23 protein-coding genes are annotated in these 26,716 nt (G+C 59.4%); 16 read left to right on the forward strand and 7 right to left on the reverse strand.

Annotated elements, in window-relative coordinates; genetic code table 11:
- The first annotated feature begins 43 nt into the window (after positions 1-43).
- Genes QEO92_RS23195 through QEO92_RS23210 form a run of 4 tightly spaced genes read left to right on the forward strand, consistent with a single transcriptional unit; the run spans position 44 to position 5,528 of the window.
- Positions 44-1,051, forward strand: coding sequence for an ABC transporter permease (locus QEO92_RS23195; protein WP_227704594.1), 1,008 nt, complete (start codon positions 44-46; stop codon positions 1,049-1,051).
- The gene (locus QEO92_RS23200; RefSeq protein WP_037154243.1) at positions 1,048-1,875 is read left to right on the forward strand and encodes an ABC transporter permease; all 828 of its coding nucleotides are present in this window, start codon (positions 1,048-1,050) and stop codon (positions 1,873-1,875) included. The genes QEO92_RS23195 and QEO92_RS23200 overlap by 4 nt, the downstream gene beginning before the upstream one ends.
- Positions 1,868-3,499 carry an ABC transporter ATP-binding protein gene (locus tag QEO92_RS23205; protein WP_037154241.1) on the forward strand — a complete coding sequence of 544 codons (1,632 nt, stop codon included), beginning with the start codon at positions 1,868-1,870 and terminating at the stop codon, positions 3,497-3,499. Before QEO92_RS23200 ends, QEO92_RS23205 begins: the two co-directional genes overlap by 8 nt.
- Positions 3,500-3,527: 28 nt before the next feature.
- A complete protein-coding gene (locus QEO92_RS23210; protein WP_227704595.1) occupies positions 3,528-5,528 on the forward strand; it encodes a CocE/NonD family hydrolase in 2,001 nt (666 codons plus the stop codon).
- Here the strand turns inward: QEO92_RS23210 and QEO92_RS23215 are convergent.
- Both QEO92_RS23215 and QEO92_RS23220 read right to left on the reverse strand, forming a co-directional pair.
- Positions 5,521-5,928 carry an ACT domain-containing protein gene (locus QEO92_RS23215; protein WP_037154235.1) on the reverse strand — a complete coding sequence of 136 codons (408 nt, stop codon included), beginning with the start codon at positions 5,926-5,928 and terminating at the stop codon, positions 5,521-5,523. The genes QEO92_RS23210 and QEO92_RS23215 overlap by 8 nt on opposite strands.
- Positions 5,925-6,851: an alpha/beta hydrolase gene (locus tag QEO92_RS23220; RefSeq protein WP_227704596.1), complete on the reverse strand. Its 927-nt coding sequence runs from the start codon at positions 6,849-6,851 to the stop codon at positions 5,925-5,927. The genes QEO92_RS23215 and QEO92_RS23220 overlap by 4 nt, the downstream gene beginning before the upstream one ends.
- Positions 6,852-7,027: 176 nt before the next feature.
- On the opposite strand from QEO92_RS23220, the gene kynU reads away from it, so the two are divergent.
- The 6 genes from kynU (at position 7,028) to QEO92_RS23250 (ending at position 13,629) form a co-directional block, all read left to right on the forward strand.
- Complete coding sequence (kynU, locus tag QEO92_RS23225; RefSeq protein WP_227704597.1) at positions 7,028-8,221, forward strand: kynureninase; 1,194 nt, start codon at positions 7,028-7,030, stop codon at positions 8,219-8,221.
- 81 nt (positions 8,222-8,302) lie between these two features.
- The gene (locus QEO92_RS23230) at positions 8,303-8,740 is read left to right on the forward strand and encodes a MarR family winged helix-turn-helix transcriptional regulator (RefSeq protein WP_280107477.1); all 438 of its coding nucleotides are present in this window, start codon (positions 8,303-8,305) and stop codon (positions 8,738-8,740) included.
- Positions 8,741-8,886: 146 nt separating this feature from the next.
- Positions 8,887-10,035, forward strand: coding sequence for an ABC transporter substrate-binding protein (locus tag QEO92_RS23235; protein ID WP_037154223.1), 1,149 nt, complete (start codon positions 8,887-8,889; stop codon positions 10,033-10,035).
- 76 nt (positions 10,036-10,111) lie between these two features.
- Positions 10,112-11,146, forward strand: a complete 1,035-nt coding sequence (locus QEO92_RS23240; protein WP_037154221.1) for a branched-chain amino acid ABC transporter permease — start codon at positions 10,112-10,114, stop codon at positions 11,144-11,146.
- 3 nt (positions 11,147-11,149) lie between these two features.
- Positions 11,150-12,919: a branched-chain amino acid ABC transporter ATP-binding protein/permease gene (locus QEO92_RS23245; RefSeq protein WP_052182990.1), complete on the forward strand. Its 1,770-nt coding sequence runs from the start codon at positions 11,150-11,152 to the stop codon at positions 12,917-12,919.
- Positions 12,916-13,629 carry an ABC transporter ATP-binding protein gene (locus QEO92_RS23250; RefSeq protein ID WP_037154218.1) on the forward strand — a complete coding sequence of 238 codons (714 nt, stop codon included), beginning with the start codon at positions 12,916-12,918 and terminating at the stop codon, positions 13,627-13,629. The genes QEO92_RS23245 and QEO92_RS23250 overlap by 4 nt, the downstream gene beginning before the upstream one ends.
- Before the next feature lie 6 nt (positions 13,630-13,635).
- On the opposite strand, the gene QEO92_RS23255 is transcribed toward QEO92_RS23250, so the two are convergent.
- The 3 genes from QEO92_RS23255 to QEO92_RS23265 all read right to left on the reverse strand — a co-directional run bounded on the left by QEO92_RS23255 (position 13,636) and on the right by QEO92_RS23265 (position 16,888).
- On the reverse strand, positions 13,636-15,216 hold the full coding sequence (locus QEO92_RS23255) for an LTA synthase family protein (protein ID WP_227704599.1): 1,581 nt from the start codon (positions 15,214-15,216) through the stop codon (positions 13,636-13,638).
- Between the two features lie 144 nt (positions 15,217-15,360).
- The gene (locus tag QEO92_RS23260; protein ID WP_152601189.1) at positions 15,361-16,107 is read right to left on the reverse strand and encodes an FkbM family methyltransferase; all 747 of its coding nucleotides are present in this window, start codon (positions 16,105-16,107) and stop codon (positions 15,361-15,363) included.
- On the reverse strand, positions 16,097-16,888 hold the full coding sequence (locus tag QEO92_RS23265) for a CDP-alcohol phosphatidyltransferase family protein (protein ID WP_227704600.1): 792 nt from the start codon (positions 16,886-16,888) through the stop codon (positions 16,097-16,099). The genes QEO92_RS23260 and QEO92_RS23265 overlap by 11 nt, the downstream gene beginning before the upstream one ends.
- Before the next feature lie 265 nt (positions 16,889-17,153).
- Between QEO92_RS23265 and QEO92_RS23270 the strand changes: the two genes are divergently transcribed.
- Genes QEO92_RS23270 through QEO92_RS23285 form a run of 4 tightly spaced genes read left to right on the forward strand, consistent with a single transcriptional unit; the run spans position 17,154 to position 20,387 of the window.
- Positions 17,154-18,155, forward strand: coding sequence for a zinc-dependent alcohol dehydrogenase (locus QEO92_RS23270; protein WP_227704601.1), 1,002 nt, complete (start codon positions 17,154-17,156; stop codon positions 18,153-18,155).
- Between the two features lie 11 nt (positions 18,156-18,166).
- Positions 18,167-18,565 (forward strand): 6-pyruvoyl trahydropterin synthase family protein, encoded by a 399-nt coding sequence (locus QEO92_RS23275; protein ID WP_037154210.1) that lies wholly within the window; start codon positions 18,167-18,169, stop codon positions 18,563-18,565.
- On the forward strand, positions 18,562-19,605 hold the full coding sequence (locus QEO92_RS23280; protein WP_037154208.1) for a glycosyltransferase family 4 protein: 1,044 nt from the start codon (positions 18,562-18,564) through the stop codon (positions 19,603-19,605). The genes QEO92_RS23275 and QEO92_RS23280 overlap by 4 nt, the downstream gene beginning before the upstream one ends.
- Positions 19,602-20,387 (forward strand): class I SAM-dependent methyltransferase, encoded by a 786-nt coding sequence (locus QEO92_RS23285; protein ID WP_037154204.1) that lies wholly within the window; start codon positions 19,602-19,604, stop codon positions 20,385-20,387. The genes QEO92_RS23280 and QEO92_RS23285 overlap by 4 nt, the downstream gene beginning before the upstream one ends.
- Here QEO92_RS23285 and QEO92_RS23290 read toward each other — a convergent pair.
- Positions 20,346-21,173, reverse strand: a complete 828-nt coding sequence (locus tag QEO92_RS23290) for a RibD family protein (protein ID WP_037154203.1) — start codon at positions 21,171-21,173, stop codon at positions 20,346-20,348. The genes QEO92_RS23285 and QEO92_RS23290 overlap by 42 nt on opposite strands.
- A 395-nt stretch (positions 21,174-21,568) precedes the next feature.
- Here QEO92_RS23290 and QEO92_RS23295 point away from each other — a divergent pair, with 395 nt between their 5' ends.
- A complete protein-coding gene (locus tag QEO92_RS23295) occupies positions 21,569-22,501 on the forward strand; it encodes a HEPN domain-containing protein (RefSeq protein ID WP_227704602.1) in 933 nt (310 codons plus the stop codon).
- A gap of 1,045 nt (positions 22,502-23,546) precedes the next feature.
- On the opposite strand, the gene QEO92_RS23300 is transcribed toward QEO92_RS23295, so the two are convergent.
- Complete coding sequence (locus QEO92_RS23300) at positions 23,547-24,428, reverse strand: tyrosine-type recombinase/integrase (protein ID WP_227704603.1); 882 nt, start codon at positions 24,426-24,428, stop codon at positions 23,547-23,549.
- A gap of 680 nt (positions 24,429-25,108) precedes the next feature.
- Between QEO92_RS23300 and QEO92_RS23305 the strand changes: the two genes are divergently transcribed.
- Entirely contained in the window at positions 25,109-26,623 is a 1,515-nt protein-coding gene (locus QEO92_RS23305) for an ImmA/IrrE family metallo-endopeptidase (protein ID WP_227704604.1), read from the forward strand.
- Positions 26,624-26,716: the final 93 nt, after the last annotated feature.

Here is a 26,716-nt window from a genome sequence, read left to right on the forward strand (position 1 = left end):
TTTCCGCGATCCTCCCTCCGTTTCAGAACGAGGCTTCTCGCCGATGTCCAACTCCACCGAAACAGACAGCCTGCCCGGCCAGAGATTCAGGGAGCGGTTTCCACTTCTCGCCCTGGTCATCGAGCGCATGCTTTTGTCGATCCTGCTCCTCTTCGCCGTCTCGGTGCTGATCTTCGGCGGTGTCGAGGCGCTCCCCGGCGATTTCGCGACCACCTATCTCGGCCAGTCCGCGACACCCCAGGCGGTCGCCAATATCCGCTCCGAACTCGGGCTCGACCGGCCGATCGTCACCCGATACTTCGAATGGCTTGGCGGCGCCGTTCAGGGCGATTTCGGCACGTCCTGGGCAAGCAGAAACTCGGTTTCGGAACAGGTGGGCAAGCGGCTTGGCAACTCGCTCTTTCTCGCCGGGTTCGCGGCGGTGATCGCAGTGCCGCTCGCAGTCGGGCTCGGCATGCTGTCCGTGCACTTCCGCAACCGCATGCCGGACAAGATCATCAACGTTATCTCGCTCGCTGCGATCTCACTGCCGGAATTCTTCATCGGCTATCTGCTGATCCTCTATTTCGCCGTCAATTTCGGCGTCGCGACTTTCCCGGCCACCGTCTACGACGGCATGGCTTCCCTCGATCGGATCAAGGCCATTGCGCTGCCGACCGCAACGCTGGTGCTTGTGGTGCTCGCCCATATGATGCGTATGACGCGGGCGGCGATCCTTTCCGTCATGTCCTCGGCTTATATGGAAACCGCCGAGCTCAAGGGGCTTTCCGCCTGGCGGGCGATCGCCCGGCACGCCGCACCCAACGCGCTGGCCCCGATCATCAATGTCGTGGCGCTGAATCTTGCCTATCTGGTGGTCGGCGTTGTCGTGGTGGAAGTGGTCTTCGTCTATCCTGGGATGGGCCAATACATGGTCGATGCCGTGACCGTGCGTGACATGCCCGTCGTGCAGGCTTGCGGGCTGATTTTTGCCGCCGTCTACATTTTCCTCAACATGCTGGCCGATATCCTTGCGATCATCGCCAACCCGCGCCTGAGGCATCCGCGATGAGGCTGAGAGAAATCCCCATCACCGCCTGGATCGGCATGTTCGGCATTGCCATCGCTTTTTTCTGCGCCCTTTTCGCGCCGCTGGTCGCACCCTATGGCGAGACGGAGGTGGTCGGCGGCGTCTGGCAGGAGGCGGATGCGCAGTTCTTCTTCGGGCTGGACAATCTCGGGCGGGACATTCTCTCCCGACTGATCTACGGCGCCCGGACCACGCTGTTCGTAGCGCTCGCGGCGACGGTCATCTCCTTCTCGCTCGGGATCCTTTTAAGCTTCATAGCCGCGGTATCCGGCGGCATTATCGATACGGCATTTTCCCGTTTCAACGACCTGATGATGTCGATCCCGACCCTGATCTTCGCACTCGTCGTGCTCGCCGTCCTGCCGCAGCACCTGATTGTGCTCATTCTCGTCATGGCGATCCTCGATTCCACTCGCGTCTATCGCCTCGGACGCGCTGTGGCGCTGGACGTCGCGGTGATGGAGTTCGTAGAAGCCGCCAAGCTGCGCGGCGAAGGCACGGCCTGGATCATCTTCCGCGAGATCCTGCCGAACACGCTCTCGCCGCTGCTGGCCGAATTCGGCCTGCGTTTCGCTTTCTCCATCCTCTTTCTCTCGACGCTTTCCTTTCTGGGCCTCGGCATTCAGCCACCGGCAGCGGATTGGGGCGGCATGGTGAAGGACAACAAGGACGGCATCATCTTCGGCATTCCGGCGGCACTCGTGCCTGGCGCGGCGATCGCCGCGCTCGCCGTCTGCGTCAACCTCGTCGTCGACTGGTTGCTCAAACGAACCTCCAGCCTCAAGGGAGGTCGCGGCGATGCCTGAGCTTCTGTCCGTCCGCAACCTCAGGATCGAGGCGGTGAGCCATCCGCCCGGCGAGCCGCCGAGGCGCATCACGATTGTCGACGATGTCTCCTTCGACCTTCAGAAAGGCAAGGTGCTCGGCCTGATCGGCGAATCCGGCGCCGGCAAGTCAACGATCGGCCTTTCCGCTCTCGCCTACGGCCGCGGCGGTGCCGAGATTACCGGCGGCGAGGTTATCCTCAACGGCACCGATCTTCTGCCCCTCGACAATACCGGCATCCGTAAGGTGCGCGGTGCCCGCGTCTGCTACGTGGCGCAATCGGCCGCCGCCGCCTTCAACCCGGCCCATCGGCTAGGCGATCAGGTGATCGAAGCCTCGGTCAGGCACGGGCTGATGACGAAGGAAGAAGCCAGGAAACGGGCGCTCTACCTTTTCCGCGTGCTCGGCCTGCCGAGCCCCGAAACCTTCGGCAACCGGTTTCCGCATCAGGTCTCGGGCGGCCAGCTCCAGCGCGCCATGACGGCCATGGCGCTCTGTCCGAACCCGGAACTGATCGTCTTCGACGAACCGACGACCGCGCTCGACGTCACAACCCAGATCGACGTCCTGGCTGCAATCAAGCATGCGATCGAAGAAACCCATACAGCGGCGCTCTACATCACCCACGACCTTGCGGTGGTCGCGCAGATTTCCGACGACATCATGGTCCTGCGCCATGGCAAGACGGTGGAATACGGCTCGGTCCAGCAGATCATCGAGGCACCCACACAGGATTACACGCGTGCGCTTGTAAACGTTCGCCAGACGGCACACGCAGAAGCCTCCGACCAGACAAGCCCGCTCCTGAAGGTCGATAATGTCAGCGCGCAATATGGCAATGGCTTCAAGGTGCTGCACGGCGTTTCGCTGCATCTCTGCAAGGGCCAGACGCTGGCGATCGTCGGGGAATCCGGTTCCGGCAAATCGACGCTCGCGCGTGTCATCACCGGCCTCCTTCCGCCGAGCGAAGGCAAGATCACCTTCGATGGCAAAACGCTGGCGCCGGCCTTGAAGAATCGCTCGCGCGACGATCTGCGCCGCATCCAGCTCATCTATCAGATGGCGGATACTGCAATGAACCCGCGCCAGACGGTGCGCGACATCATCGGCCGGCCCCTGACCTTCTATGACGGACTGCGCGGTGCTGCGAAAACGGCGCGGGTGAGGGAACTGCTCGAGCAGATCGAGATGAGCAACGGTTTCATCGACCGCTATCCGGCCGAGCTTTCCGGCGGCCAGAAACAGCGTGTCGCAATCGCGCGGGCGCTGGCCGCCAAGCCGGAGCTCATTCTCTGTGACGAGCCCACCTCCGCGCTAGACCCGCTGGTGGCGGAAGGCATATTGAAGCTCTTGATGAAACTGCAGGAAGAGGAAAAGCTTTCCTATGTCTTCATCACCCATGACATCGCGATCGTCCGGGCAATCGCCGATTCCGTCGCGGTCATGCATCGTGGCCGGTTGGTGCGTTTCGGACCCAAATCCCAGGCGCTCTCGCCGCCCTTCGACGATTATACCGATCTGCTCCTGAAATCCGTGCCGGAAATGGAGATAGGCTGGCTGGAACGGGTACTTGACACGCGGCGCATGGAAAGTGCCGGGAATTGAATCCGCTGTTCTTGAAAGTGCACACCAAATGACTGAACGCTCCTTCTCCGTCATCGAAAACCAATGGATCACGCTGAGGGATGGGACGCGTCTTGCCGCCCGTATCTGGATGCCGGATGGGGCCGAGGCCGATCCCGTGCCCGCAGTCTTCGAATTCCTGCCATACCGCAAGCGCGACGGAACAAGCGCACGCGACGAGTCGACCTATCCCGTTTTCGCGGCAGCGGGCATTGCCGGCGTGCGAGTCGATATTCGCGGCTCGGGCGAATCCGGTGGTGTCATCGACGGCGAATACACGGAACTGGAACTCTCAAACGCCTGCGAGATGATCGCCTGGATCGCAAGACAGCCGTGGTCGAACGGCAATGTCGGCATGATGGGTATTTCCTGGGGTGGCTTCAACAGCCTGCAGGTCGCCGCCCTCCGCCCGCCGGCCTTGAAGGCGGTGATTTCGATCGCCTCCACGACGGACCGTTACAACGACGATATCCACTACAAGAACGGGTGCCACCTCTCCGCCCAGCTTTCCTGGGCTGCAACCATGCTCGCTTACCAGTCCCGCCCGCCGGATCCTGAACTGGTCGGCAATCACTGGATGGAAATGTGGATAGAGCGGCTGGATAACGAACCCTTCTTCATGGAGGAATGGCTGTCGCATCAGCGGCGCGACGCCTTCTGGCAGCACGGCTCGATCTCGCAAGATTACTCGGCTATCGAAATACCGACGCTGGTGATTGCCGGCTGGGCCGATGGCTACCGCAATACGCCGTTGCTTGCTGCTGAAGGGCTCGGCGAAAAATCCAGGGCACTGATTGGTCCGTGGATCCACAAATATCCGCATTTCGCCTGGCCGAAGCCGCGTGCCGATTTTTTTGGTGAAGCGATTGCCTTCTGGAACCGCTGGCTGCGCGGCGAGGAAAATGGCATCGAAGCCCTGCCCCAGGTGCGTGCCTATATTCTTGACGGCCCGAAGCCGGCGCCACGCCGCGATAGCGATCCCGGCTTCTGGATTTGCAAACAGAAATGGTCCGAACCGGAGGCGCAGTGCTTTTATGTCGACCAGTTCGGCACGCTTGTTGAAGGTCTCCCGATCCCCCATGCGCCGGCTCATGAGGTCTATCTCAAGTCGCCGCTCGATATCGGCACGGCCTCCGGCGAGTGGTTCACGCTGAAACCGGATGCCGAGCTTGCCGGCGACCAGCGCATCGACGACGCCGGTTCGCTCGTATTTGAAACCTCGCCGCTTGCCGAACCGCAGGACTACCTTGGCCGGCCGATCCTCACGCTGACGCTCAGTTGCGAAGCCGAACTTACCAATCTCTGCGCCCGCATCGTCGACGTGCATCCGGATGGCACGGCAACACGGGTTTCCTTCGGGGTCATCAACCTCGCCCATCGCGAAGGCAACGCCGAACCCAAGCCGTTGATACCCGGCGAACCGGTTACGATCCGTCTCGTCCTCGATGCCTGCGGCTACCGCTTTGGCAAGGGTCATCGCGTCCGGCTGTCGCTTTCGACCGCCTATTGGCCGACGGTGCTGCCGCCGCCTGTCGATCCAGGTTTGACGATCGACATCGGCTCTCTGGGCTTGGCACTGCCGAAGCTCGGCACACACGAAGCCTTCGAGATGCGAGAGCCGGACAACCCCGATCCGTTACCGAAGTATATCGCCCATACGCCTCCCGTGACGCGGCGCAGCGTCACGCGCGATCTTTCCGCCAACCGTACAGATTACCTGATTCACGAAGATACCGGACTTGCCGAACATCCCGGAACCGGCCTCTCGACCCGCCAGCTTCGCGAGGAAGTCTGGTCGATCTCGCCGGACGATCCGCTCTCGATGAGGGGCACGGCCATCTGGACCTGCGACATGCAGCGGACAGGCTGGTCGGTGCGAACCATATCGACTGCGAAGATCACCTGCACGGCGGAGGATTGGCTGATCAGCGCTTCGGTTGTTGCTTATGACGGCAAGAAACAGGTGTTTGAGAAAACGTTTGAAAAGATAATCCCCCGCGACCTCATGTAGCGGGCGACGAAAGAGCCTTGAGCGCAGCCACGGCTCGGTCCGCATCCACCGCCGGGACGAAGATGTGGTCGTGATAATAGGCTGCCACAACGTTGGCGCTGATGCCTTCCTTGGTGAGCGCCGATGCCATTGCCGCCGTCATGCCGACTGCGTCCAGTGAGGAATGTACCATCATGGTGATGCAGCGGAGTGGAGCGCTGACCGCAAGACCGGCCTGCACGGCGGACGCGTTCGGCAGGATCAGCGTCAGACCCTCCGCCTCGAAGAACATTCCGATCGGCTTCAGCGGCAGGTAATCATCCAGTTTTTCGTGTGGCACGGTCGTATAGACGAATTCCCCATCCAGGAGCGTCGGTTCCAGACTGGCGAGCAGCTTGGAAAGATCGGTGACTCCGCTCATGTCTCGCTCCCTGCAAGCTGCCGGACTGCCTCACAAACTGCCAGGAATCCGTCCCCGGCGCCGCCGCTTATATGCCGGGCACGTAGCCAAGCATGCACCATCTGCGGCTCCTCACGCAAGGTGACGGTGACGCCCGCCGCAGCCAGCCGTTCGGCATATTGACGTCCATCGTCACACAGCGGATCGAAATGCGCGACAGTGATATAGGCGGGTGGCAGGCCGGAGAAATCGGCCTCCAGCAGCGGATGCGCCACGGGTTCGTCAGCCGGCGCTTTCAGGATCGCTCGATAGTAGGTGACATCCTGCGTCGTCAGGCCGGGGGCGTGCGCCATCTCTTGATAGGAGCCTGAGACGAGATCGCCACCGAGCGCCGGATAGATCAACACTTGCCCGATAATGCCGGAAAGCCGCTCGTCGCGTGCGCGCAGCGCCAGTCCCGCTGCAAGATTGCCGCCGGCGCTGTCGCCGATCACGACGATCTTCCTTTCCTGACCAAGAAGCTGTTTCAGCACCGCGAAACAATCGTCCGTCTGGGCCGGCCAGACATGCTCGGGCGCCAGGCGATAATCGACCGAGACGAGTTCCGCCCCGGCGAAATCGGAAATCTCGGCGCAGATCGCGTGATGGCTCTGGAGCGACCCGACAACAAAGCCGCCGCCATGCAGATAAAGCAGCACCGTCTTCGTGCGGATCTCCGCCGGTCGGTATTGCCGAACCGGCACGAACAGCATCTCGTCCCCAAAGGTGAGCCCATGCGGCAGAGGCCGGTCAAAATGGGCGCAGAGTGCGTCGTACCAGGTGCGCTGCTGCTCGATCGATGCATGGACGGCATCGGGAGGATAGAAATTGTCGCAGATCTTCAGGAACTCCAGAATTCCCGGCTCTTCGGGAAACGGCCCGGTCTCGGAAACGGGATTGTCCATCGGCATCAGATCCTTGTCTGGGAACCGGATGCGGTGAGGTTACGGCGGCAACCGCCTGACCACAAGCTCAGAATGCGCGGCGAATTTGCCGGATCAGGATGCGAATCCATCTTGCGTGCCCTGCTCCAGCTTCTAGTCTGCCTGCAATTGTATCGGCTCGAATATAAGGTGCACCTGTGACGGATTTCGAAAAGACCCGCTCGCTCTTCTATCTTCCGGAGGGCATCGTTTATCTCGACGGCAATTCGCTGGGACCTCTGCCGCTTGCCGCCAAGGAACGTGTCGCCAGGCTGATGACCGACGAATGGGGGGAGCTACTCATCAAGGGCTGGAACAAGGCTGGCTGGATGATGATGCCGCGCAAAGTCGGCGACCGGGTCGGTAGGCTGATCGGCGCACCCGAAGGCACGGTCGTCATGGGTGATACGCTATCGATCAAGGTCTATCAGGCGCTCGCCTCCGCGCTTGAGTTGAGGCCTGAGCGCAAGGTCATTCTCTCCGACAGCGGCAACTTCCCCTCCGATCTCTATATGGCTGATGGCCTGATCCGCTCGCTCGGCAGGAGCCATGAACTGAAAATCGTCGAGCCGGAGGAGGTGGAAGCGGCGATCGACGAAACCGTCGGCGTTCTGATGCTGACCGAAGTGGATTACCGCACCGGTCGGCTGCATGACATGAAGTCGTTGACGAAAAAGGCACATGACAAAGGCGCCATCGCCGTCTGGGACCTCGCCCATTCGGCTGGCGCTCTACCCGTCGACCTGACGGGAGCGGATGCTGATTTTGCGGTCGGCTGCACCTACAAATACCTCAACGGCGGTCCGGGCGCGCCGGCCTTCATCTATGTTGCGCCACGCCTTGCGGACAAGGTACGCCCGGCGCTTTCCGGCTGGTTGGGACACGAGACGCCTTTCGCCTTCGATCTCGGGTACCGGCCAGGCGGCGGCATCGACCGAATGCGGGTGGGCACGCCGCCAATCCTCGGACTCGTCGCGCTCGATGCCGCGCTGGATGCCTGGGAAGGCGTGGACATGGCCGATCTGCGCCAGCAATCGATCAAACTGTGTGATCTTTTCGTGGCCGAAGTGGAAAAGCGTTGCCCCATGCTGACGCTCGGTTCGCCACGTAATGGGGAAAAGCGCGGCAGCCAGATCTCATTCCTGCATCGGGAAGGTTATGCAATCATGCAGGCACTGATTGCCCGCGGCGTAATCGGCGATTTCCGCGCTCCGGATGCAATCCGTTTTGGATTCACGCCGCTCTATATCGGCGAACGCGACGTGTTGAAGGCGGTCAGCATTCTCGAAGACATCATGACGAACCGGCTCTGGGATGCCGCCGAATATAAGCAGCGGGCACTGGTGACCTGACATATGACCGACGAACGGCCTGATTCGGCCAGAAAACTCTCCAAGGTCGTGCCTTACAGGCTTGCGCGCAGCAACGCGGAAATGGTGAAGCTGCTCAGCCTCCTTTGCGAAGTCCACGGCTTCAAACTGAATATCTGGCGGGTGATGTCCGCGATCGGCAGCTATCAGCCGATCTCGCCGATGGAAATCGGCCGTCACACGACCATCGACAAGGCCATGGTCTCGCGCGCGATCCGGGAACTCGTTGATCGTGGTCTGATAGACCGCCGTTCAGATGAACGCGATGCACGGTGGGCCCAGATCGAATTTACACCTGCGGGAACAGCCGTCTACAACAGTATGGTAGCTGAGATAGATGCTCTCGAAAAACATCTCTTCGGCGATTTTCCGGCCGAAAAGATCAATGAATTCATGGATATGCTGGGGCTCGTGGAACGACGTGTCAGGCGGGCGCGTGAGACGGTGGAACTGAACAGGAAGACGGGCTTCGCACGTCTGTTGGGATTCGACCCACCCTGACCTTTCCTTCAGTTGGGCCATCTGGGAGCGCTCGCATCATGAAGTGCCGATCTCGCCTCCGCTAGATTGTTTACAAAGAAACAATCTCCATGTAAACAAACAGCGGGCGAAGAGGAGATCGCCCGCTTTTGTCCTGGGAGGATCCTATGAAGAACCCTTTTTTTACTGGGATAGCGGTGATTGCCGCCCTGTCCCTTCCTGTATTGGCGGGTCCAGCACTCGCTGACGTAACCATCGGCGTCACCGTTTCGTCAACCGGGCCGGGCGCTGCGCTCGGCATTCCGCTCAAGAATTCCGTCGAACTCTGGCCGGCTGACGTGGGCGGCGAGAAACTCAAGGTCATCGTCCTCGATGATGCCGGCGATCCTTCGGTCGCCACCACCAATGCCCGCCGTTTCGTCAATGACGAAAAAGTCGATGTGATCGTCGGTTCGGCGCTCACTCCCGCTTCGATCGCCGTTGCCGGTGTTGCCGCCGAAACCAGCACGCCGCATTTCTCGGCTTCGCCTGTCCCGCCGAACATTTCCAAAGGCAAGTGGACCTTCGTCCTGCCGCAGGATGCCGGCCTGATCGCCCGGACCTTGTTTGCAAAAATGAAGGCCGACGGCGTCAAGACCTTCGGCTATATCGGTTTTTCCGACTCCTACGGCGATCTCTGGGTCAACCAGTACAAGGCGATCGGCGAGCAGTACGGTCTGAAAATGGTGGCGGAGGAACGTTATGCACGTCCCGACACCTCCGTTTCCGGCCAGGTCCTGAAGCTTGTCGCTTCTCGCCCGGACGCCGTCTTCGTCGGCGCCTCCGGCACCGGCGCAGCACTTCCGCAGATCGCACTGCGCGAACGCGGCTTCACCGGCAAGATCTATCAGACCCATGGCGCCGTGACGTTCGATTTCCTGCGCATCGCCGGCAAGGCGGCCGACAACACGATCTTCGCTTCAGGCCCTGTCATGGTGCCGGAATTCCAGCCGGATTCGTCGGAGACGAAGCAGGAGGGCCTCGCTTACGTTACGGCCTATGAGAAGAAATTCGGTGCCGGCACCCGCACCCAGTTCGGCGCGCATATTCACGACGCCATGGCGATCCTGAAAAAGGCGATCCCGGTCGCGCTCAAAACCGCAAAGCCGGGCACACCGGAATTCCGCGCAGCACTTCGTGACGCGATCGAGACGGGTGGGCCGTTCCCGGCAAGCCAGGGCGTCTTCGAATACAAGGCCGATGATCACCTCGGTCTCGACGAGCGGGCCGTTGTCCTGCTCACGACCAAGGACGGCAAGTTCGAGTTGGTGAAATAAAGGCCATTCATCAAAGGCCCGGCATTCATTGCCGGGCTTCCTATCGGCGTCGGTTCAATAATCGGGGGGAAATTCTTTGGACGCGATGATTGCGACCTTCCTGATCCAGGACGGGGTCACCAGCGGCGCAATCTATGCGCTTCTTGGTCTCGCGCTGGTTCTCGTTTTCTCCGTCACGCGGGTGATCTTCATCCCACAGGGCGAGTTCGTCGCCTATGGCGCACTCACGCTGGCGCTGCTCGACAACAGCCGCGTGCCCGCGACGACATCCCTGCTTGTCTGCTTTGGCGCAATTGCATTCCTGACTGATCTCTGGAGCTGGCGGCGAGGCACAGATGCTCGCACCTTCCTGCGCAGCCTGGCAATGAACCTCATCCTGCCGGCCGTCATCTACGGCGTAGCAACCATGCTCGCGCCGCTCGGCCTGCCGGCCTTCGCCAAGGCACTGCTCACCATCCTGATCATCGCTCCCATGGGTTATTACGTATATCGCATCGCCTACCGACCGCTTGCCGACGCTTCGGTGCTGGTGCTGCTCATCGCTTCGGTCGGCGTGCATCTGGCGATGATGGGTCTTGGCCTCGTCTTCTTCGGTGCGGAAGGGCTGCGCGCCCAGCCGCTGGCGGAGACAAACTACACGATCGGCTCACTGATGGTGCCGGCGCAGAGCCTCTGGATCTATGGCTCGACGATCGCGATCATCATTGCCCTCTATATGTTCTTCGAGCGTACGCTGCTCGGAAAGGCTCTGCGTGCCACGGCCGTCAACCGTCTCGGTGCCCGGCTGGTCGGTGTGCGCACCCATTTGACAGGCATCACCGCATTCACGCTGGCTGCCACCATCGGCGCAATCTCAGGCGTTCTGATCGGCCCGATCACCACGATCTATTACGATACCGGCTTCCTGATCGGCCTCAAGGGTTTCGTTGCGGCCATCATCGGCGGACTTGCGAGTTTCCCGATCACGGCGGTTGCCGCTATTGGCGTCGGGTTGATCGAAGCCTTCGCCTCCTTCTTCGCCAGTTCCTACAAGGAGGTCATCGTCTTTGGGCTGATCATCCCCGTGCTGATCTGGCTGTCGCTCAGCCACGCATTCCATGAGGAGGAGTGAGCGATGAACATTCGGCGCATGCTGCCCGGATTTGTCGGCATCCTTTTCCTGTCGGTTGTACCGGCCCTGCCGGTTCCTCCTTTCTGGATTACGCTGCTCAACAATATCGGCCTCGCCTCACTGGTGACGATCGGCCTGGTTCTGCTGACCGGCGTCGGCGGATTGACCTCCTTCGGCCAGGCGGCCTTCTGTGGTTTCGGCGCCTACACGACCGCTGTGCTCAGCACAAACTACGGCGTCTCGCCCTGGCTTACATTGCCACTATCGCTGATCGTCGGCGCTGTGATCGCGTTGCCGCTCGGCCTGATCACCGTGCGCCTTTCCGGTCATTTCCTTCCGCTCGGCACGATCGCCTGGGGATTGGCGCTCTACTACCTCTTCGGGAAGATCGACCTGCTCGGCCGCTATGACGGCATTTCCGGCATCCCGCCGATCGAATTCGCCGGCTATCGTTTCTTAAGCGACGGCTCCATCTACTATCTCATCTGGTTTTTCGTGATTGCGGTGGCGATCGGCGCCAGGAACCTGCTCGATTCCCGCATCGGCCGCGCCATTCGTGCGCTGCGCGGCGGCAGTCAGGCGGCCGAAGCCTTCGGCGTCAATATTGTTCGGGCCAAGCTCACCGTCTTCGTCTTCGCCGGCGTTGTCGCGGCACTCTCCGGTTGGCTCTATGCCCATATGCAGCGCTCGGTGAACCCGACCCCCTTCGGCCTTTCCATGGGCATTGAATACCTGCTGATGGCAGTGGTCGGCGGCGCCGGCCATGTCTGGGGCGCGATCTTTGGGGCAAGCATCGTGCTGATTCTCAAGGACGTCCTGCAGCGTTTCCTACCGGACATCATCGGCACGACCGCCAATTTCGAGATGATCGTCTTTGGCATCCTGCTTGTCCTAATCCTGCAGCTTTCCCGCGACGGACTCTGGCCCCTCGTGTTGAAACTCCTGCCGAAACGCCCTCCGCGGCCGATCCCGGCTTCCAGCGATAAGCTCGCCAGACGCACGCTCGCAGCGGCCGGTTCTCCGCTCATCAAAGTGGAAAAGGCGCGCAAGGCCTTCGGTGGATTGGTGGCGGTCAACGACGTCAGCTTCCAGGTAAAGGCCGGTCAGGTTGTCGGCCTGATCGGTCCCAATGGCGCCGGCAAGAGCACGACTTTCAACCTCATTACCGGCATCGCTTCGCTGACGAGCGGTTCCATCTTCTATGAGGGCCAACCGCTTACCGGTGACAGCCCGCGCGAAATTGCCCAGCATGGCATTGCTCGAACCTTTCAGCACGCCAAGATCCTGCCGGATATGTCGGTGCTGGAAAATGTCGCACTCGGCGCGCATCTGCGCGGCTCCGCCGGCGTTTTCCGCAGTTTCTTCCGGCTGGAGCGGGAAGAGGAGGCAACTTTGCTGACCGAAGCCGCTGTTCAGCTCGAACGTGTCGGTCTTGGTCAATATCGCGACCGGCCGGCGGGCGATCTCGCACTCGGCCAGATCCGTATCCTCGAAATCGCTCGAGCACTCGCGGCTGATCCGGCCGTTCTGTTGCTCGATGAGCCAGCCGCCGGCCTGCGCCATGGCGAAAAGCAGGAACTTGCCAGCCTGCTCCGCAAACTCCGCGAAGAGGGTGTCAGTGTACTGCTGGTCGAGCATGACATGGGTTTCGTCATGGGCCTGGTTGATCACCTCGTCGTGCTGGATTTCGGCACGCTGATCGCCGACGGCAAGCCAACGGAGGTCCGTAAACATCCGGCTGTGATCGCCGCCTATCTCGGAGGTGTGGCATGAGCGGGAACCTGCTCGAACTCTCGGACATCCACGTCTCTTATGGCCGCGCCGAAGTGCTGCACGGCATTTCGCTTGCCATGAGGCCGGGCAGCATCGTGACCGTCATCGGCGCGAACGGAGCCGGCAAGACGACCCTGCTCAATGCGGTGATGGGCATCGTGCCGGCAAAAGGCACGATCCTGTATAATAGTGCACCGGTACCGCACTCGGTAGAGGCCCGCGTCGCCGAAGGTCTCTGCCTCGTGCCGGAAAAGCGCGAGCTTTTCTCGACCATGTCGGTTGAAGACAATATCGAACTCGGCGGCTTTCTGCGCAACGCGTCGGAACGTGCCGAAACACGCGAGGAACTTTACGCCCGCTTTCCGCGGCTCGCGGAGCGTCGCAAGCAGCTCGCGGGCACGCTCTCCGGCGGCGAGCGGCAGATGCTGGCGCTGGCACGCGCGCTGATGAGCCGCCCTCGCCTGCTGCTGCTCGATGAGCCGAGCCTGGGGCTGGCGCCGAAGATCGTCGCCGATATTCTCAACATCGTCTCGGAACTTCGGACGACCGGCGTTTCGATCCTGCTTGTCGAGCAGAATGCGCGCGCTGCGCTGGAGATCGCCGACGAAGGCTATCTGGTCGAGCTTGGCGAAGTGAAACGCTCCGGTCCGGCAGCCGAATTGGCAGTCGATCCGGCCCTGATGGAAAGCTATCTCGGCAGCCATGCTTAGAGACCGCTAGTCAAAGCTCTCGACCAGTTTCCTGCGGAACTCATCCATCCGGTAGACCGGCGTTTCTTTCGTTGGGATCATTCCCCTCTGCAAGTTCCAGCCGTCGAGGCGATCCAGGAGCTCTGGGTTGCCCGCAACGATATGCATTGGCACGTCACGGGAAGCCTCCTCGCCGGTGATGATCGCGGCCGGCTGATGGTCGCCGAGCAGAATGAATAAGGTATTCCTGCCGTAGCGCACCATGTAGGAGCCCAGCGTTTCGAGCGTGTAATCAATCGAGGCGATATATTGAGTGCGGACGCGCGCTGGATCGGCCCAGATGACAGACGGCGACTCGCCGCCTTCCGCTTGAGGGTTGAACACGGTTCCGTCGCCTACCTGATCCCAATCGACCAACGACGGGATCGGCGTCCAGGGCGCGTGACTGGAGATCAGCGCCATTTCAGCCATGACCGGCGTGTGGCCTGGTTCGTCACGTCCCTGGCGCTCCAGCCGCTCGAAGGCTGAAAGCGTATACTGGTCCGGCATCGTCACCCAGTTGAACGGCTTGCCCTTGTAGCCGAGGCCATGGGCATCATGCACGCTGTCATAACCGAAATAGCCTGCCTCCGGCCAGTCCATGGTAATCGCCGGCATCACCGCCGTGGTCCGCCAGCCGGCCGCGTGAAACAGGCTGTTGAGACTTCGCCGCTCGCTGGTAATCATCCGGTCGTAATGCGCCTGGCTATCGATCCAGAGGCCGGAAAGCAGCGTGCCATGCGCCAGCCAGCTTATGCCGCCGACCGTTGGCGAAGTGAGCCAGCCGCTGCGCGCCTGCAATCCCGCCGCCTCGATTTCCCGCTCCATCAAGTCGAGGCGATCGTTGATGCGGGTGGCATAACGCGGGTCTTCGATCGCGCTGCGGCCATAGGACTCGATGAAGATCAGCACCACGTCCGTGCCGGCGAGCGCCGAGAAATGCCGTCCGGCGGAAACCGGATCCTGTTTCACCTCATCCTCGAACCGGGCAAGATCGGCGACCGAATCTTTCACCATCGCGACGCGATTGACAAAATAGGGAACGGCCCGTGCCTCTATGCCGAGATTGCGATGATCGCGATCCTGGACGATGAAGGCCGCCAACCCGACAAGGAAAAGGATGCCGCTTGCGAGGACGGATTTTCGTCGAGCCTCAACGGCTGAATGCCGAAAGCCGTCGAACGACCAGTAAAGCACGACCGTCACCAGAAGCCATGCGACGAGGCCGGCGCAGATGATGCCGACCGCTACCGCCACTCCCACCGTGCCGCTCAAGAGATTCCATCCGTCCGTCAGGATTTTGAGATCGAGATAGGGATTGAACGGACGCTGGAAGACCATGCCGGTGCCGATATCCGCAAGCTTCAGGAACAGCATCGCGGCAAGCGACAGGGTAATGCCCCACTTCAGGATAGCAAAGCCGGCGCCGTCGAGCACCAATGCGAACAGCACGATGCCGATCACCTCCAGCGGAAACCGGATCTCCGAGACATTGGTGAGTGCCTCCGGCCTGGAGGGCAGCGCGAGGATCACCGCAACGATCACCGACGCAATTGCGATCCGCGGCAAGGACCGCCGATTTGGCTGCCGGGCGTCCCCTTTGCTTGCATTGTCCTTCGTACGAAAAGACCGGTACTCATTCATGGCCACTCTTTCCGTCAATGCTTCGACTCCACCGGCCATGGCTTTCCGGACTGAGACGTCGCTGATCCGTCATGCATCACGCCGAGCATAGATATCGCCGGACAACTGCCGTCCCGCCAATCCCGGGAGCTCAGCCAATATGGATTCGGCCGAGACCCATTCACCATGCGCGAAGCGGTGCCCCTCGCCTTCCACCCGATTGAAACGGTAGGGCCCAAGTTTCCGCATATGGCCAATTGCCTCCTCGGCAATTTCCATCGCCGCCGGAATATATTCGAAAGCAAGCAGCGGGATCGGATGATGCAAGCTGGCAAGAATATCCGCTTCCGCACCTTCCACATCGATCTTGCAGAAGGCCGGCAGACCATATTCATCGATCAACACGTCGAGCGTCGTCATTTCGACGCGTTCGACGCGGTTCCAAGTGACACTGCGGAATCCGATGGTCTTCTCCATCTTTGAAATCCAGGACGGCGAAATACTCGTCACCGTCGGATGCCGGTCGGAAATATGAAGATCAACTGTGCCCGGTTGCTTGCCTACCGCCTTGCGCAGCAGAACCAGTTCTTCGCCGGCAAAAGACCGCGCGATGAAATCGGCAAATATCGGCTGCGGCTCCACTGCGATGACCTTGGCACCGAGGGAAAGAAGCGTCCGACTGCGATTGCCCGCATGTGCGCCAATATCGAAGATAAGATCGCCGGGCTTGATGAACTCGGCATAGAATCGTTTCAGTGAAGACCGTCGCCAGGGCTGGCCGTAATAAATGAGCAGTGAGCGCGCAAGCCCCAGCGAAGCCGATAGGTCATGACGCATGTTCATCTCGACTTGCGCGCAGAAGGAAAATCACATCCCTCGCGAAGGAATAGGCAAGCGCGGCTAGCGCCCACGCCGCAAGCATGGTCGAAACGGGCGGCACAATGAACGGGAACAGCATCAGACACAGTGCCGCCCCCTGCACGACGCAGATCAGCTTGCGGCGCATGGAAGGCGGCAGCTCGCCCCGCAGCCTGGGGAGGACGCTTTGTGCCGCGCCATAAGCATAGCGCATCAGGCCGATCAGCAGGACCCAGACGCCCGCTTTGCCGAGCAGAAAAGCGGCAATCGACAGGAAGAGTATCAGCAGAGCATCGACTTCCATGTCGAACCGGGCGCCGAAACGCGAAGCGGTACGGGTTCGGCGGGCAAGATGGCCGTCGACACCGTCCAGGGCGAGCGCGAAGGCAACGATCGAGCCGATGAGCCACAAAGCTTCGGCGCGGGAGGCCTGGCCGAACTGATCGGACACCAGCACCAATCCGCCTACGGTGGCAGTAATTGCCGCCCGCACTGTCGTTACCATATTCGCCGCGCCGAAACGGCTGTGCCCATGCGCGTGAAGATTGCCGAGCGCGATTGTGCAGATTGCGGCATAGATGACGAAGGCTGTGCCGATGGCAACCGTGTCCATGCCGAGACGATCTCCCAAACGATCCATCGCAACAATGAAGACTACGGCAACCGACACCGTCACAGTAGAAGCATTGAGCAAGAGCGAGCGGAAAGCTCGGCGGGCCGCCATTTCGTCCGGGTGGCCGGCATTCATCCATTCAACCACCGGACCCGCCTTTCGGTGCCGTCGCGAAGATCGGCCATCCAATCTCTACGCAGCGCTCACGCCCCTCCCAACGCTGATGTGAAACAATCATGACGCTCTCCTCCGGATATTACATGGAAAGGATTGCACCGAGCCGCCAAGCCTGAATCAAAAAAACGGCGTCAAATAAACGTGATATCTTTATCCTCTTCTCGAAGTTCTGATCCCTTGCCCTCATCGTTGAGGCCTCTAGGTGTGATTTTGGTAAATCTGAAAGGGCTAATATGTGACAAGGCATGAGACGGCTCAACCACCCGTGATGGAAGAGCATAGCCGTGCCCTCTGGTTCGAGGAGACGGGCCGCTGTGGGCTCCGCGATGAGCCGCTTCCGCCGGAACGCGAGGGCGATGTCCTGGTTCGCACGCTTTATAGCGGCATCAGCCGCGGCACTGAGTCGCTTATCTTCCGCGGGCAAGTGCCGGAAAGCGAATATCAGCGCATGCGCGCTCCGCACCAGGCTGGGCAGTTCCCCTTTCCCGTGAAATACGGTTATGCCGCCGTCGGCGTCGTCGAGGAAGGGTCGGAAGCGGCCATAGGCAGGCAGGTCTTCTGCTTGCACCCGCATCAGGACCGTTTTCGCGTGCCGGCCCCAGCGGTACATCCATTGCCGCAAAGCCTTCCACCACAGCGAGCGGTATTGGCCGCAAACATGGAAACAGCACTCAACATCATCTGGGATGGTGGCATTCAGCCAGGCGATCGGGTAGCGGTCTTTGGCGCCGGCGTCGTCGGACTTCTGGTCGCCTGGCTCGCCTCGCGGATCGCCGGAACGGAAGTCATGATTTCCGATATCGAGCCGGAACGCGCCGAGATTGCCCGGGCTCTCGGCCTTCATTTCGCACTGCCTGACGCAATGCAGAATGATTGCGACGTCCTGATCAACGCCTCCGCATCTTCCACGGCCCTGGCAGAAGCGCTGAGCCATGCCGGCTTCGAAGCCCGTATCGTCGAAGCGAGCTGGTACGGTGAAAAACACGTCGAGCTTCCTCTCGGCGGCGCCTTCCATGCCAAGCGGCTCTCCGTCGTCAGCTCCCAGGTTGGCGCATTGCCGCCCGGACGACGGGCTCGCTGGGATACGCACCGCCGCATGGCCAAGGCACTTGAGCTTCTGGATGACGACCGGCTCGACCGCTTGATTTCAGGCGAGACCCCGTTCGAAACGATGGCGCGCGATTACCCCGGCATTATCCGTTCATCTGCCACGCTCTGCCACCGCATCCGCTACTGAGGAAAATTTGCATGTTCGCCATCGAAGTCCGCGATCACATCATGGTTGCGCACAGCCTTCCCCGACCGGTCTTCGGTCCTGCCCAGGGACTGCATGGCGCGACATTCACCGTGGATGCAGCTTTCTTTACCGACAATCTCGACGAGAACGGCCTTGCGGTCGATATCGGGCTCGCCACCGACGTGCTAAAGGAGGTGCTGGCGCCGTTGAACTACCAGAACCTTGACACATTGGATATTTTCGCTGGAAAGGTGACCACGACGGAGTTCCTGGCGAAGCACATCTTCGATCGCATCGCCGAGGCGATCGACAACGGCCGGCTTGGCGGGGGCGGTCAGCGCATACGCAAGCTTAGGGTTATACTGAATGAATCCCACACCGCACGCGGCTGGTACGAGGCTGAGCTGTGAGCCGTGATCTCATCTTCGCCTACCCGGGCGACATCGAAACCCGCACCGGCGGGTATGGATATGATCGGCGCGTGATCGCAGCCCTTCGCGATATCGGCTGGAATGTCGAGCCGCTTTCTCTTGGCGAGGGTTTTCCGAACCCGAGCGCAGCCCAGCTTGAAGCAGCCGGTCGGATGCTTTCCGAGCTTCCGGAGAGCAGCCTCGTGCTGATCGATGGTTTGGCTTTCGGCGTCATGGATGAATGCGCCGTCCGCGAGGCAAAGCGGCTCAAAATCATGGCGCTGGTGCATCATCCGCTGGCTCTGGAAACGGGGCTCGAACATAGGCAGCAAAAGACCCTTGCCTCGCGCGAAAAAACCGCACTGGCGCAGACCCGCGGGATCATCGTCACTTCGCATACGACCGCGGCAGAACTTTCTGCCAATTATGCGGTGCCGGCGGAGAAAATTACGGTCGCCATTCCCGGCATGGATCCCGCGCCTCTTTCAAAGGCTCGTGGCGAGCCGCCCCTGATCCTCAGTATCGGCACGCTGACCCGCCGGAAGGGCCACGACGTGCTGATTGCAGCGCTGGAAAAGCTGTCCGATCTTTCCTGGGACTGTCGCATTGTCGGCAGCAGGACGCTTGATCCCGACACCTCGGCTGCGCTGGAAAGGCAGATCATCCAATCGGGTCTTGGTGATCGGATTGAGCTCGCAGGTCAGATCGACGATCCACGCAACGAGTTTTCCAGGGCCGATATTTTCGCGCTGGCCAGCCGTTACGAGGGCTACGGCATGGTCTTTGCCGAAGCGCTTGCCCAAGGCCTGCCGATCGTCGGCTGCGCGGCCGGCGCTGTACCGGAAGTCGTGCCGAGAAGCGCAGGCTTCCTTGTTCCTCCGGATGATCCCAAGGCATTTGCTGTGGCTCTGCGCCGGCTGCTCGAAGAACCGGAAACCCGAATCGCTATGGCGGACGCTGCGGCGACCGCCGGCGCCAAATTGCCCTCCTGGAGGGATACGGCCGCTATCATCTCCGACGTCCTGGAGGCAGCATCGTGAGCGGCTTCGACAAAAATTGGCTGGCCCTGCGGGAACCGGTAGATGCCCGTTCGCGTGACAAGGCTTTGCTGGCCGCCGCAGTCGAAGCCATCGAGAACGCTCCCGGCAGCACCATCCTTGATATCGGCTGCGGGACGGGAGCGACCTTCCGCGCACTTTCGCCGAAAATTGAGAGGAAAGTCCACTGGCAGCTGTTCGATAACGACAGGCGGCTGCTGGATGAAGCCCGACGGCTTCATGGTAACGCGGTCGAGTTTATCCGCTGCGATCTCAACAATATCGAAGCGCTGCCATTGACGGATGCGAGGCTGGTAACGGCATCGGCATTGTTCGACCTCTGTTCCGAGCAATTCATCCGCCGGTTCGCCGAACGGATTTCCACGACCGGTATCGGCCTTTACGCCGCACTGAACTACGACGGGGAAATGACTTGGTCGAAGCCGCATCCGCTGGACCAGGCGATCGCAGGAAGTTTCAATGCGCATCAACTGAGTGACAAGGGGTTTGGCGTTTCGCTTGGGCCGGCCGGTTGGAAGACGCTGGTCGAATGCCTGAAGGAGAGGGACTATACGCTGCAGGTTGCCCCGTCTCCATGGATCATGACGGCAGCCGATGCCGGTCTGCAGCGGCGATTTATCGATGGCGTTATCCGCGCGATCTATGAATACGGCCAACTTGACGAGAACGAAATTGGCGATTGGGCCGGTTTCCGACACCGCATGGTCGACGTTGAAGGCAGTCTATGCCGTGTTGGCCATCAGGATATCCTCGCGCTTAGGTAAGGCGGTCTGCTGTCGAGCCTCGGCACGCAAATTGCAGTCGAAGACGATATCCGTGCCGATATTGTAGATCTGCACCTCGGGGCGGCGTGCTTCGGAAAGCCGCTCGATTGGCGCAAGCCGGATTCCAGCCGGTCCCGAACCGATGATGATCGGCGATACCGACACATGCAAATGGTCGATCAACTGCGCATCGACGAAACGGGAAATCGTTCTTGCGCCGCCTTCCACCAGGACTGTGGCAAGGTCGCGTTCTGCAAGTGCTGTCAGGATATCGTTGGGCAACAGCCCGCCATCGGCCTGACGCGGCAGACGAATGACCTCATGGGCATCATAGCGACGCGACGCATCGTCTGCCTGCATCACGAGGACGGGTGTGCCGCCGTCATGCAGCATCTTGGCGCGTTCGGGCATACGGCCGTTGCAATCCACCACGACCCGAACCGGGCTTCTGCCGCGGACTGCGCGGACGGAAAGGCTCGGATTGTCGGCGACAACCGTCCCCACACCGACGATAACCGCATCCACCAGCGCGCGGCAGCGGTGAAGATGAGCGATCCCGTCGGATCCCGAAACATTCTGGGCGTCACCCGCCGGGGTTGCGATGCGCCCATCCAGCGACTGACCGACCTGAGCCAGGGCAAAAGGCCTCTCCCGCAGCGCTAGCGGCCTGTAAAGCGACAGGCACGAGACATCGACATCTTCAGGAAGCGCAACCGGGTCAATCGAATCCTCCCGCAGCGAAAGCAGATGCTGCCACAGCTCTTCGGTCATCCTGACTGATTGCATATGCTGCCTCGTTATCCGGCCGAAAACCTAAAATGTCGATGCACGCAAAATAGTTCCTCGCCCGAAGATCTGATATAGTCTTAATTCGTACGGGGAATTTCACCAGATCAACATTCCATTCCCTGCATCATAGGCAAACTCCGCGAATTTGCTTGGCCATTGGGCGATACATCGCAATTACAGGGTCGTGGATTGAGGTCGGGTTTTCCCCGATGACTTGCGCCGCGCTTGCGGCGACCGCCCAAATAAGGTGTATGATTAAATACGTCGGCGCATGTGCTCAATCTTGGGTAGCGCAACGCTTGGCTAGCGCTTGTTTTGGGTGATTTTGAGTCTGGCCAGATACAGAGGCGTAGACTTGCATTGCCGCAATGGCTGCAGGTTACGACAGGGCAATGGACACAGGTGTTTTGGTGACGGACGACAATGACGGCCTCGGCCATCTTCCGGAGCGCAAGCAGCGGGAGCTTTCGCTTGCCTTGAAGATCATCTTTGAGGAATTCGATGCGGCGCAGCAATCGAAGCTTTCCGAAAAGCAGAAGGCCGGGCGGATCTTGAAGGTCATTCTCTTCGGTTCCTATAGCCGCGGCGACTGGGTGGAAGATCGCAAGAGCGGTTACAGGTCCGATTTCGATATCCTCGTTGTCGTCAATATCAAAAGCGTCGGAGAGGACAATGATCTGTGGCACGATGTGTCCGATCATTTCCTGCGCGAATTGACGATTACCAAGGAAATCGAGACGCCGGTCAACATCATCGTTCACACGCTGCAGGACGTGAACGACCAGCTGGCACGCGGCAGGCCTTTCTTTATCGACATCATCCGCGACGGCATCATGCTCTACGAGAAGGAAGGCCATCCGTTCGTGGCACCGAAGCCGCTGGATCAGGAAGATGCGAGGAAGGAGGCTGAGGGTTATTTCGAGCGCTGGTTCAAGCTTTCAAGGGAAGCGCTCCGCGGAGCAGAATTGATGCTAGATGACGGAATCTGGCGACACGGCTCCTTTATGCTGCATCAGGCGACGGAAGAAGCGTATCACTGCGTCCTGCTTGTCCTGACCCTCTACTCGCCTAAGTCGCATCGCCTGAAATTCCTACGCTCTTCGGCCGAGGGGATCGACGCGCGCCTGATCGAGGCATGGCCGCGAGACACCAAATTCGCCCGCCGCTGTTTCGAGCGGCTCGATCGGGCTTATGTCGATGCAAGGTATTCGCCGCATTACGAGATAACAGAAGAAGAGCTTCGCTGGATCATCGAACGTATTCAGGTGCTTCAGGAGCTTGTCGAGCAAATTTGTAGGGCGAAGCTTTCTGGGACGACCGCTTAGACTCTCGATTGCGAACGCCCCTTTTCGGATGACCCCGCCCGTAGTCGCTCGTCTAGTGTCGATTAAATTAGGCTTTATCGCATTAATTTAGACGAAGAAGGTAAGCTTTCAAGGGATGCGGCACCGGAATATCCAACGAGTAACCGGTATGGCTACGCTATAGGTATCGATCCGAAGGGTTTGTTTGGGAAGGAGACCAGCTATACCAGGGAAATCGCCTTTGCACGTGTCCGTGCTCAGTTCGAAACACACCGTCCGACGATTGGGTAATCGATGACTTCGTATTCAAACGAGACGCTGATCTAATTTTTTTGCCGTCAGCTATCGAGTATCTTATCAGACATACAGAGCGCGATAGAGAGTGCTGCGGCTAAAAAACCGCGCTCTGGTATCCGCGAATATCTCCTGCGAGCTTTGTTAACGCTCAACGATGCGATTCTGCCGCAAACGGTCGATGAATACATTAACCGGCGCTCACGCGGCGAAAGGCCTACTTAAGCGACCGCTTAAAGATCCACGCTCCCAGCGCCGGGAACGTGGCCCTCGTCAGTTTCTGCATCACAATTCACTATGGGTAGCCGTCTTGGCGAACGGACATCCCGCACCATCCTGAACGATGCCGAAGGGCTTCCTGTGCGGCTTTAAGTGCGAGCCATGTCCACTGTTTTCAAAGGGAGATCTCGGTGTAGGAAGACGGTGAGTTCCGGAATTGGCGGGAATCTCCGGGAACAGGCGGGAAATAGCGGGAAGCCCTGAGATTGAAGGCCTTCAGACATCCGGCCACGGTGGTCGGCGATCCGTTCGAGCCGGCATTAAATCCCGAAAACCGTCGCCATAGCGCCAATGTTCAGGCCTGTCCGCCATGTGGTCTCAAAGAGCCTTCAAATCAACCGTGAAGGCCACCGGAGATACTCGAAATCCCTAGAAACAAGGCAATCCCTAACACGAGGGACTTGCCCCCTACCATACGGTTCAAATCCTTTTGCTGCGCTAGACGCAAAGCCGAAAGCCGCATCAATAAAGCCCAGTCCCAAATTATTGCTTTTCAACGACATTGGCTGACGCCTTCGTGTCGCAAGTCGTGAAATCTCAGTCCGGTGATGCCCACACGGATCAATAGACGGCGCCAGGCTTGTTCGAGCGCTCCGGTCGTCATTGGAAATACGGTAGATTGGTCTACTTCGGTGCGCGACTTCCAATCCATCAGCGCATCAAAGGCGCGAGGACTGAGTGGCACCTCACGACCGGATCCGTTTTTGGTAAGCGTCAGCGTGATGACACGGCGATTGTGCGAGACATCGGACCATTTCAGACCGAGCAGCTCTCCACGGCGCATCCCGGTCTCGATCGCGACAATCACCAGTGTTCGAAGGTAAGGGATCTGACCTGCGTCGCAACCGTCCAGCAGACGCAGCTCCTCGTCACCCGTCAGGCGTCGGCAGCGTTCGTTACGAATAACCGGTCGGCGCACTAGCTTCACGACGTTCTTCGCGAGCGGCATACCCCAATCTCGGATCGCAACCTCAAGTGTGTGGCTGAGGATCGCCATCTCGCGCACGGCGGTAGATGGAGCTACGCGCTGAAGCCGCTCGTCACGGAAGGTCGCAACGTCTTGCTGGCTTAGACCGATCAGAGTTCTATGGGACAAATCATGACGCCGAAGAACGTCAATGCGCTGCCCTTCTTGGACTGCACCACGTTTCCGAGGCGTGATCTCCTTCTGGTAACGCTCAAGAAGCTCGCCGAGCGTTGTGGTCTCGAGGATCTTCGTGTCCGGCGCCATACCGAAACGATCGACCTGGCTCTCCAAGTCTCGCGCCCACTTCTCCGCTTCGGCTTTGCTGTCAAAGCTTTTTGCTCGCGGCTTCATGCCGCGTCGGCGCACCTGAGCTTGCCAGCGTCCTCTAAGCTTCCGGATCGTCGCCATGGTGACCTCCAACGGATATTGAAGGTCACGCTTAGGATGCCCCTGGAGGGGTGCCAAGGTTTAACCGGGCACAATTTGTGTGCGAGTTGGATGATCCTATAGGAGCCCAACTGTCTTGAGTTGGATATGGGGAAAAGTTAAGCAAAGACACCTACGCTTGTCGTCGGAGTATTCTCCAAGGCTCGAACCGCAGGAAACATGAAAGGATATGGGGAAAAGTTAAGCAAAGACACCTACGCTTGTCGTCGGAGTATTCTCCAAGGCTCGAACCGCAGGAAACATGAAAGCGCCCTCACTTTATCGCGGATCCCTGAAGCACAAAAACAGACCGGCTGCGGGACGCAAGGGAACACTTTGTCCGGAATGGACACACGAACTCTTGGACAGCGGCTTCCACGGGGATCCGTTTCAGCATGAATGGAACGAGACTATCGCTAATCAGTTGTTTGACCAAAGCAAAAGCGATCCTGTCACCGAAAAGAGGTATGCTACGTCTAGGGGGATAGCATTTGTCGCTCAGCCTACGGCGGATGGCACGTGGCACGGATATCCGGAACCTTGGAATAGAGTGCCAGTGGAAATCAAAGACAGTTGGTTAGATGAGGGGCTAGTGACGCGGAGAGATATTAAGCGTTATATAGACTTCTCAAAGGAAGATGTGCGCTGGGCGCTGGATAGCGATGAGTAAATTTGAGTTTTTTGGCGAGCCTGGAGTGTTTCAAATTGGTCTACGTTGGACCAATGACAGCGAACTGCGCCGATATCGTCCGCTCAACCATGGTTGGTCAGTCGGAGACTTGACGATCATCGTTGCAGATCAAAATCTGACGAGCAGCGAGAGAGGCCAGTCAAAGCAGGGACATGTGGGCTGGTATCTCTCTCCCCTATTTGATTGGTTAGCATCAAATTGGTCGTCTTTGTTTCAGGAAGAAGACTTTTCTTGGAGTGAGAAGAGTGCCGCACCCGCAGCAGTGGCTTGTAGACGAGCAATCGCACGATGGATTGCTGCCGACGACGAGTTGGGCAAGGCGAATTATAAAGCAGCTAAGAGCTGGTTCGAAAGGCATGCTTTAAGGTCTTGCTCGGAAGGCGGACTGTTCCCAGACATATTTATTCGCCGGTTTGGTGACGCCGTAGAGATTTCTTGGACTTCCGCGCCTCCATTCATGCCCCCTAACGGCTTCAGGTTTGCATGCGAGCCTGGTGTTGCTCGTCTGCCGGTCTCACAGGTGGCGAAACCACTTTGGAACGCGATGCAGTGGTTCTGCGCAAATCCGCCGCTGTCTCTCGACGTTGATGACCAGCGGCGATGGGCGGAGATCTGTGAAAAGATTGATAGCCTCCGCAACATCTCAAATGAAGAGTTGGAGAAGGCGTATGTCCCCGAGGACGTCCTCAAACTTGCACGTCAAGTTTTAGCTAATGCTGGCCATTTGGAGCTTCTCGAGCCTGAAAGAAGGGAGGAGCCGTTTCTCGACATCCTCTCACCCGCAATTGCGATGTTTGGAGGCGTAAGCCCCGAGCTGAACCAAGCTGATGTCGGCAGGCTCTGTGACGTCATGATCAAGTTTCAAAGTGGGCATGACTCTGATCACTTAGCCGCCGTCGTTTCTCCTGGCCTCAACTCCGTCATGGGTTCCCCCCATGAAGATGGATATTCTTTGGCGGAAGATCTGCTCGATGAACTCCGCTATTTGCGAGGCAACCCAACCTGGGTAGATGTGCGAGCTCTTGCTGGCGACCTGGGTATCTCAGTGGAGGAACTTGAGTTCGACACAGATTCCATCCGCGGAGTCGCTTTGGCTGGTGAGGGTTTCGCACCAGCAATTGTGATCAATCTTAGAAGTCTCTTCAATGCAGACGAAGACGGCAAGCGCTTTACAATAGCCCACGAACTTTGCCACATCCTCTACGATAGGACACGTGCAAAACGGATTTCGCATGTGAGCGGCCCCTGGGTAGCGCCAGAGATTGAGAAGAGAGCGAATGCTTTCGCAGCCTACTTAATCATGCCCCGTGGGTTGCTCGCCCGTAACCTGACCCAAGTAGGCAGAATCGACAGATACGTAGCTGCGCGAATCGCAAAGGCGCTACGAGTTAACGAATCTGCATTGCTCGAACATCTCTACAATCTTGATTTCATCGATGAGTGGGATCGAGAGCGGCTCAGACAAGAGTATCGGCCGCAATCCTAGGGATAGTGCCTGCGTGGCTCCAGTGCGCCGTTGGTCCAAAAAGATCAAGATCGAGACGCTTGTTGATAGCAGAATTGGCTCAGCAATCTTGTG

The sequence above is a fragment of the Neorhizobium petrolearium genome (assembly GCF_029854435.1).
Lineage (GTDB): Bacteria > Pseudomonadota > Alphaproteobacteria > Rhizobiales > Rhizobiaceae > Neorhizobium > Neorhizobium petrolearium.

Bases quoted from the DNA above. Each gene is read 5' to 3' on its own strand.
- QEO92_RS23195 (WP_227704594.1), top strand. From the start codon at position 44: ATGTCCAACTCCACCGAAACAGACAGCCTGCCCGGCCAGAGATTCAGG.
- QEO92_RS23200 (WP_037154243.1), top strand. From the start codon at position 1,048: ATGAGGCTGAGAGAAATCCCCATCACCGCCTGGATCGGCATGTTCGGC.
- QEO92_RS23205 (WP_037154241.1), top strand. From the start codon at position 1,868: ATGCCTGAGCTTCTGTCCGTCCGCAACCTCAGGATCGAGGCGGTGAGC.
- QEO92_RS23210 (WP_227704595.1), top strand. From the start codon at position 3,528: ATGACTGAACGCTCCTTCTCCGTCATCGAAAACCAATGGATCACGCTG.
- QEO92_RS23215 (WP_037154235.1), bottom strand. From the start codon at position 5,928: ATGAGCGGAGTCACCGATCTTTCCAAGCTGCTCGCCAGTCTGGAACCG.
- QEO92_RS23220 (WP_227704596.1), bottom strand. From the start codon at position 6,851: ATGGACAATCCCGTTTCCGAGACCGGGCCGTTTCCCGAAGAGCCGGGA.
- QEO92_RS23230 (WP_280107477.1), top strand. From the start codon at position 8,303: ATGGTGAAGCTGCTCAGCCTCCTTTGCGAAGTCCACGGCTTCAAACTG.
- QEO92_RS23235 (WP_037154223.1), top strand. From the start codon at position 8,887: ATGAAGAACCCTTTTTTTACTGGGATAGCGGTGATTGCCGCCCTGTCC.
- QEO92_RS23245 (WP_052182990.1), top strand. From the start codon at position 11,150: ATGAACATTCGGCGCATGCTGCCCGGATTTGTCGGCATCCTTTTCCTG.
- QEO92_RS23250 (WP_037154218.1), top strand. From the start codon at position 12,916: ATGAGCGGGAACCTGCTCGAACTCTCGGACATCCACGTCTCTTATGGC.
- QEO92_RS23260 (WP_152601189.1), bottom strand. From the start codon at position 16,107: ATGCGTCATGACCTATCGGCTTCGCTGGGGCTTGCGCGCTCACTGCTC.
- QEO92_RS23275 (WP_037154210.1), top strand. From the start codon at position 18,167: ATGTTCGCCATCGAAGTCCGCGATCACATCATGGTTGCGCACAGCCTT.
- QEO92_RS23290 (WP_037154203.1), bottom strand. From the start codon at position 21,173: ATGCAATCAGTCAGGATGACCGAAGAGCTGTGGCAGCATCTGCTTTCG.
- QEO92_RS23295 (WP_227704602.1), top strand. From the start codon at position 21,569: ATGGACACAGGTGTTTTGGTGACGGACGACAATGACGGCCTCGGCCAT.
- QEO92_RS23300 (WP_227704603.1), bottom strand. From the start codon at position 24,428: ATGGCGACGATCCGGAAGCTTAGAGGACGCTGGCAAGCTCAGGTGCGC.
- QEO92_RS23305 (WP_227704604.1), top strand. From the start codon at position 25,109: ATGAGTAAATTTGAGTTTTTTGGCGAGCCTGGAGTGTTTCAAATTGGT.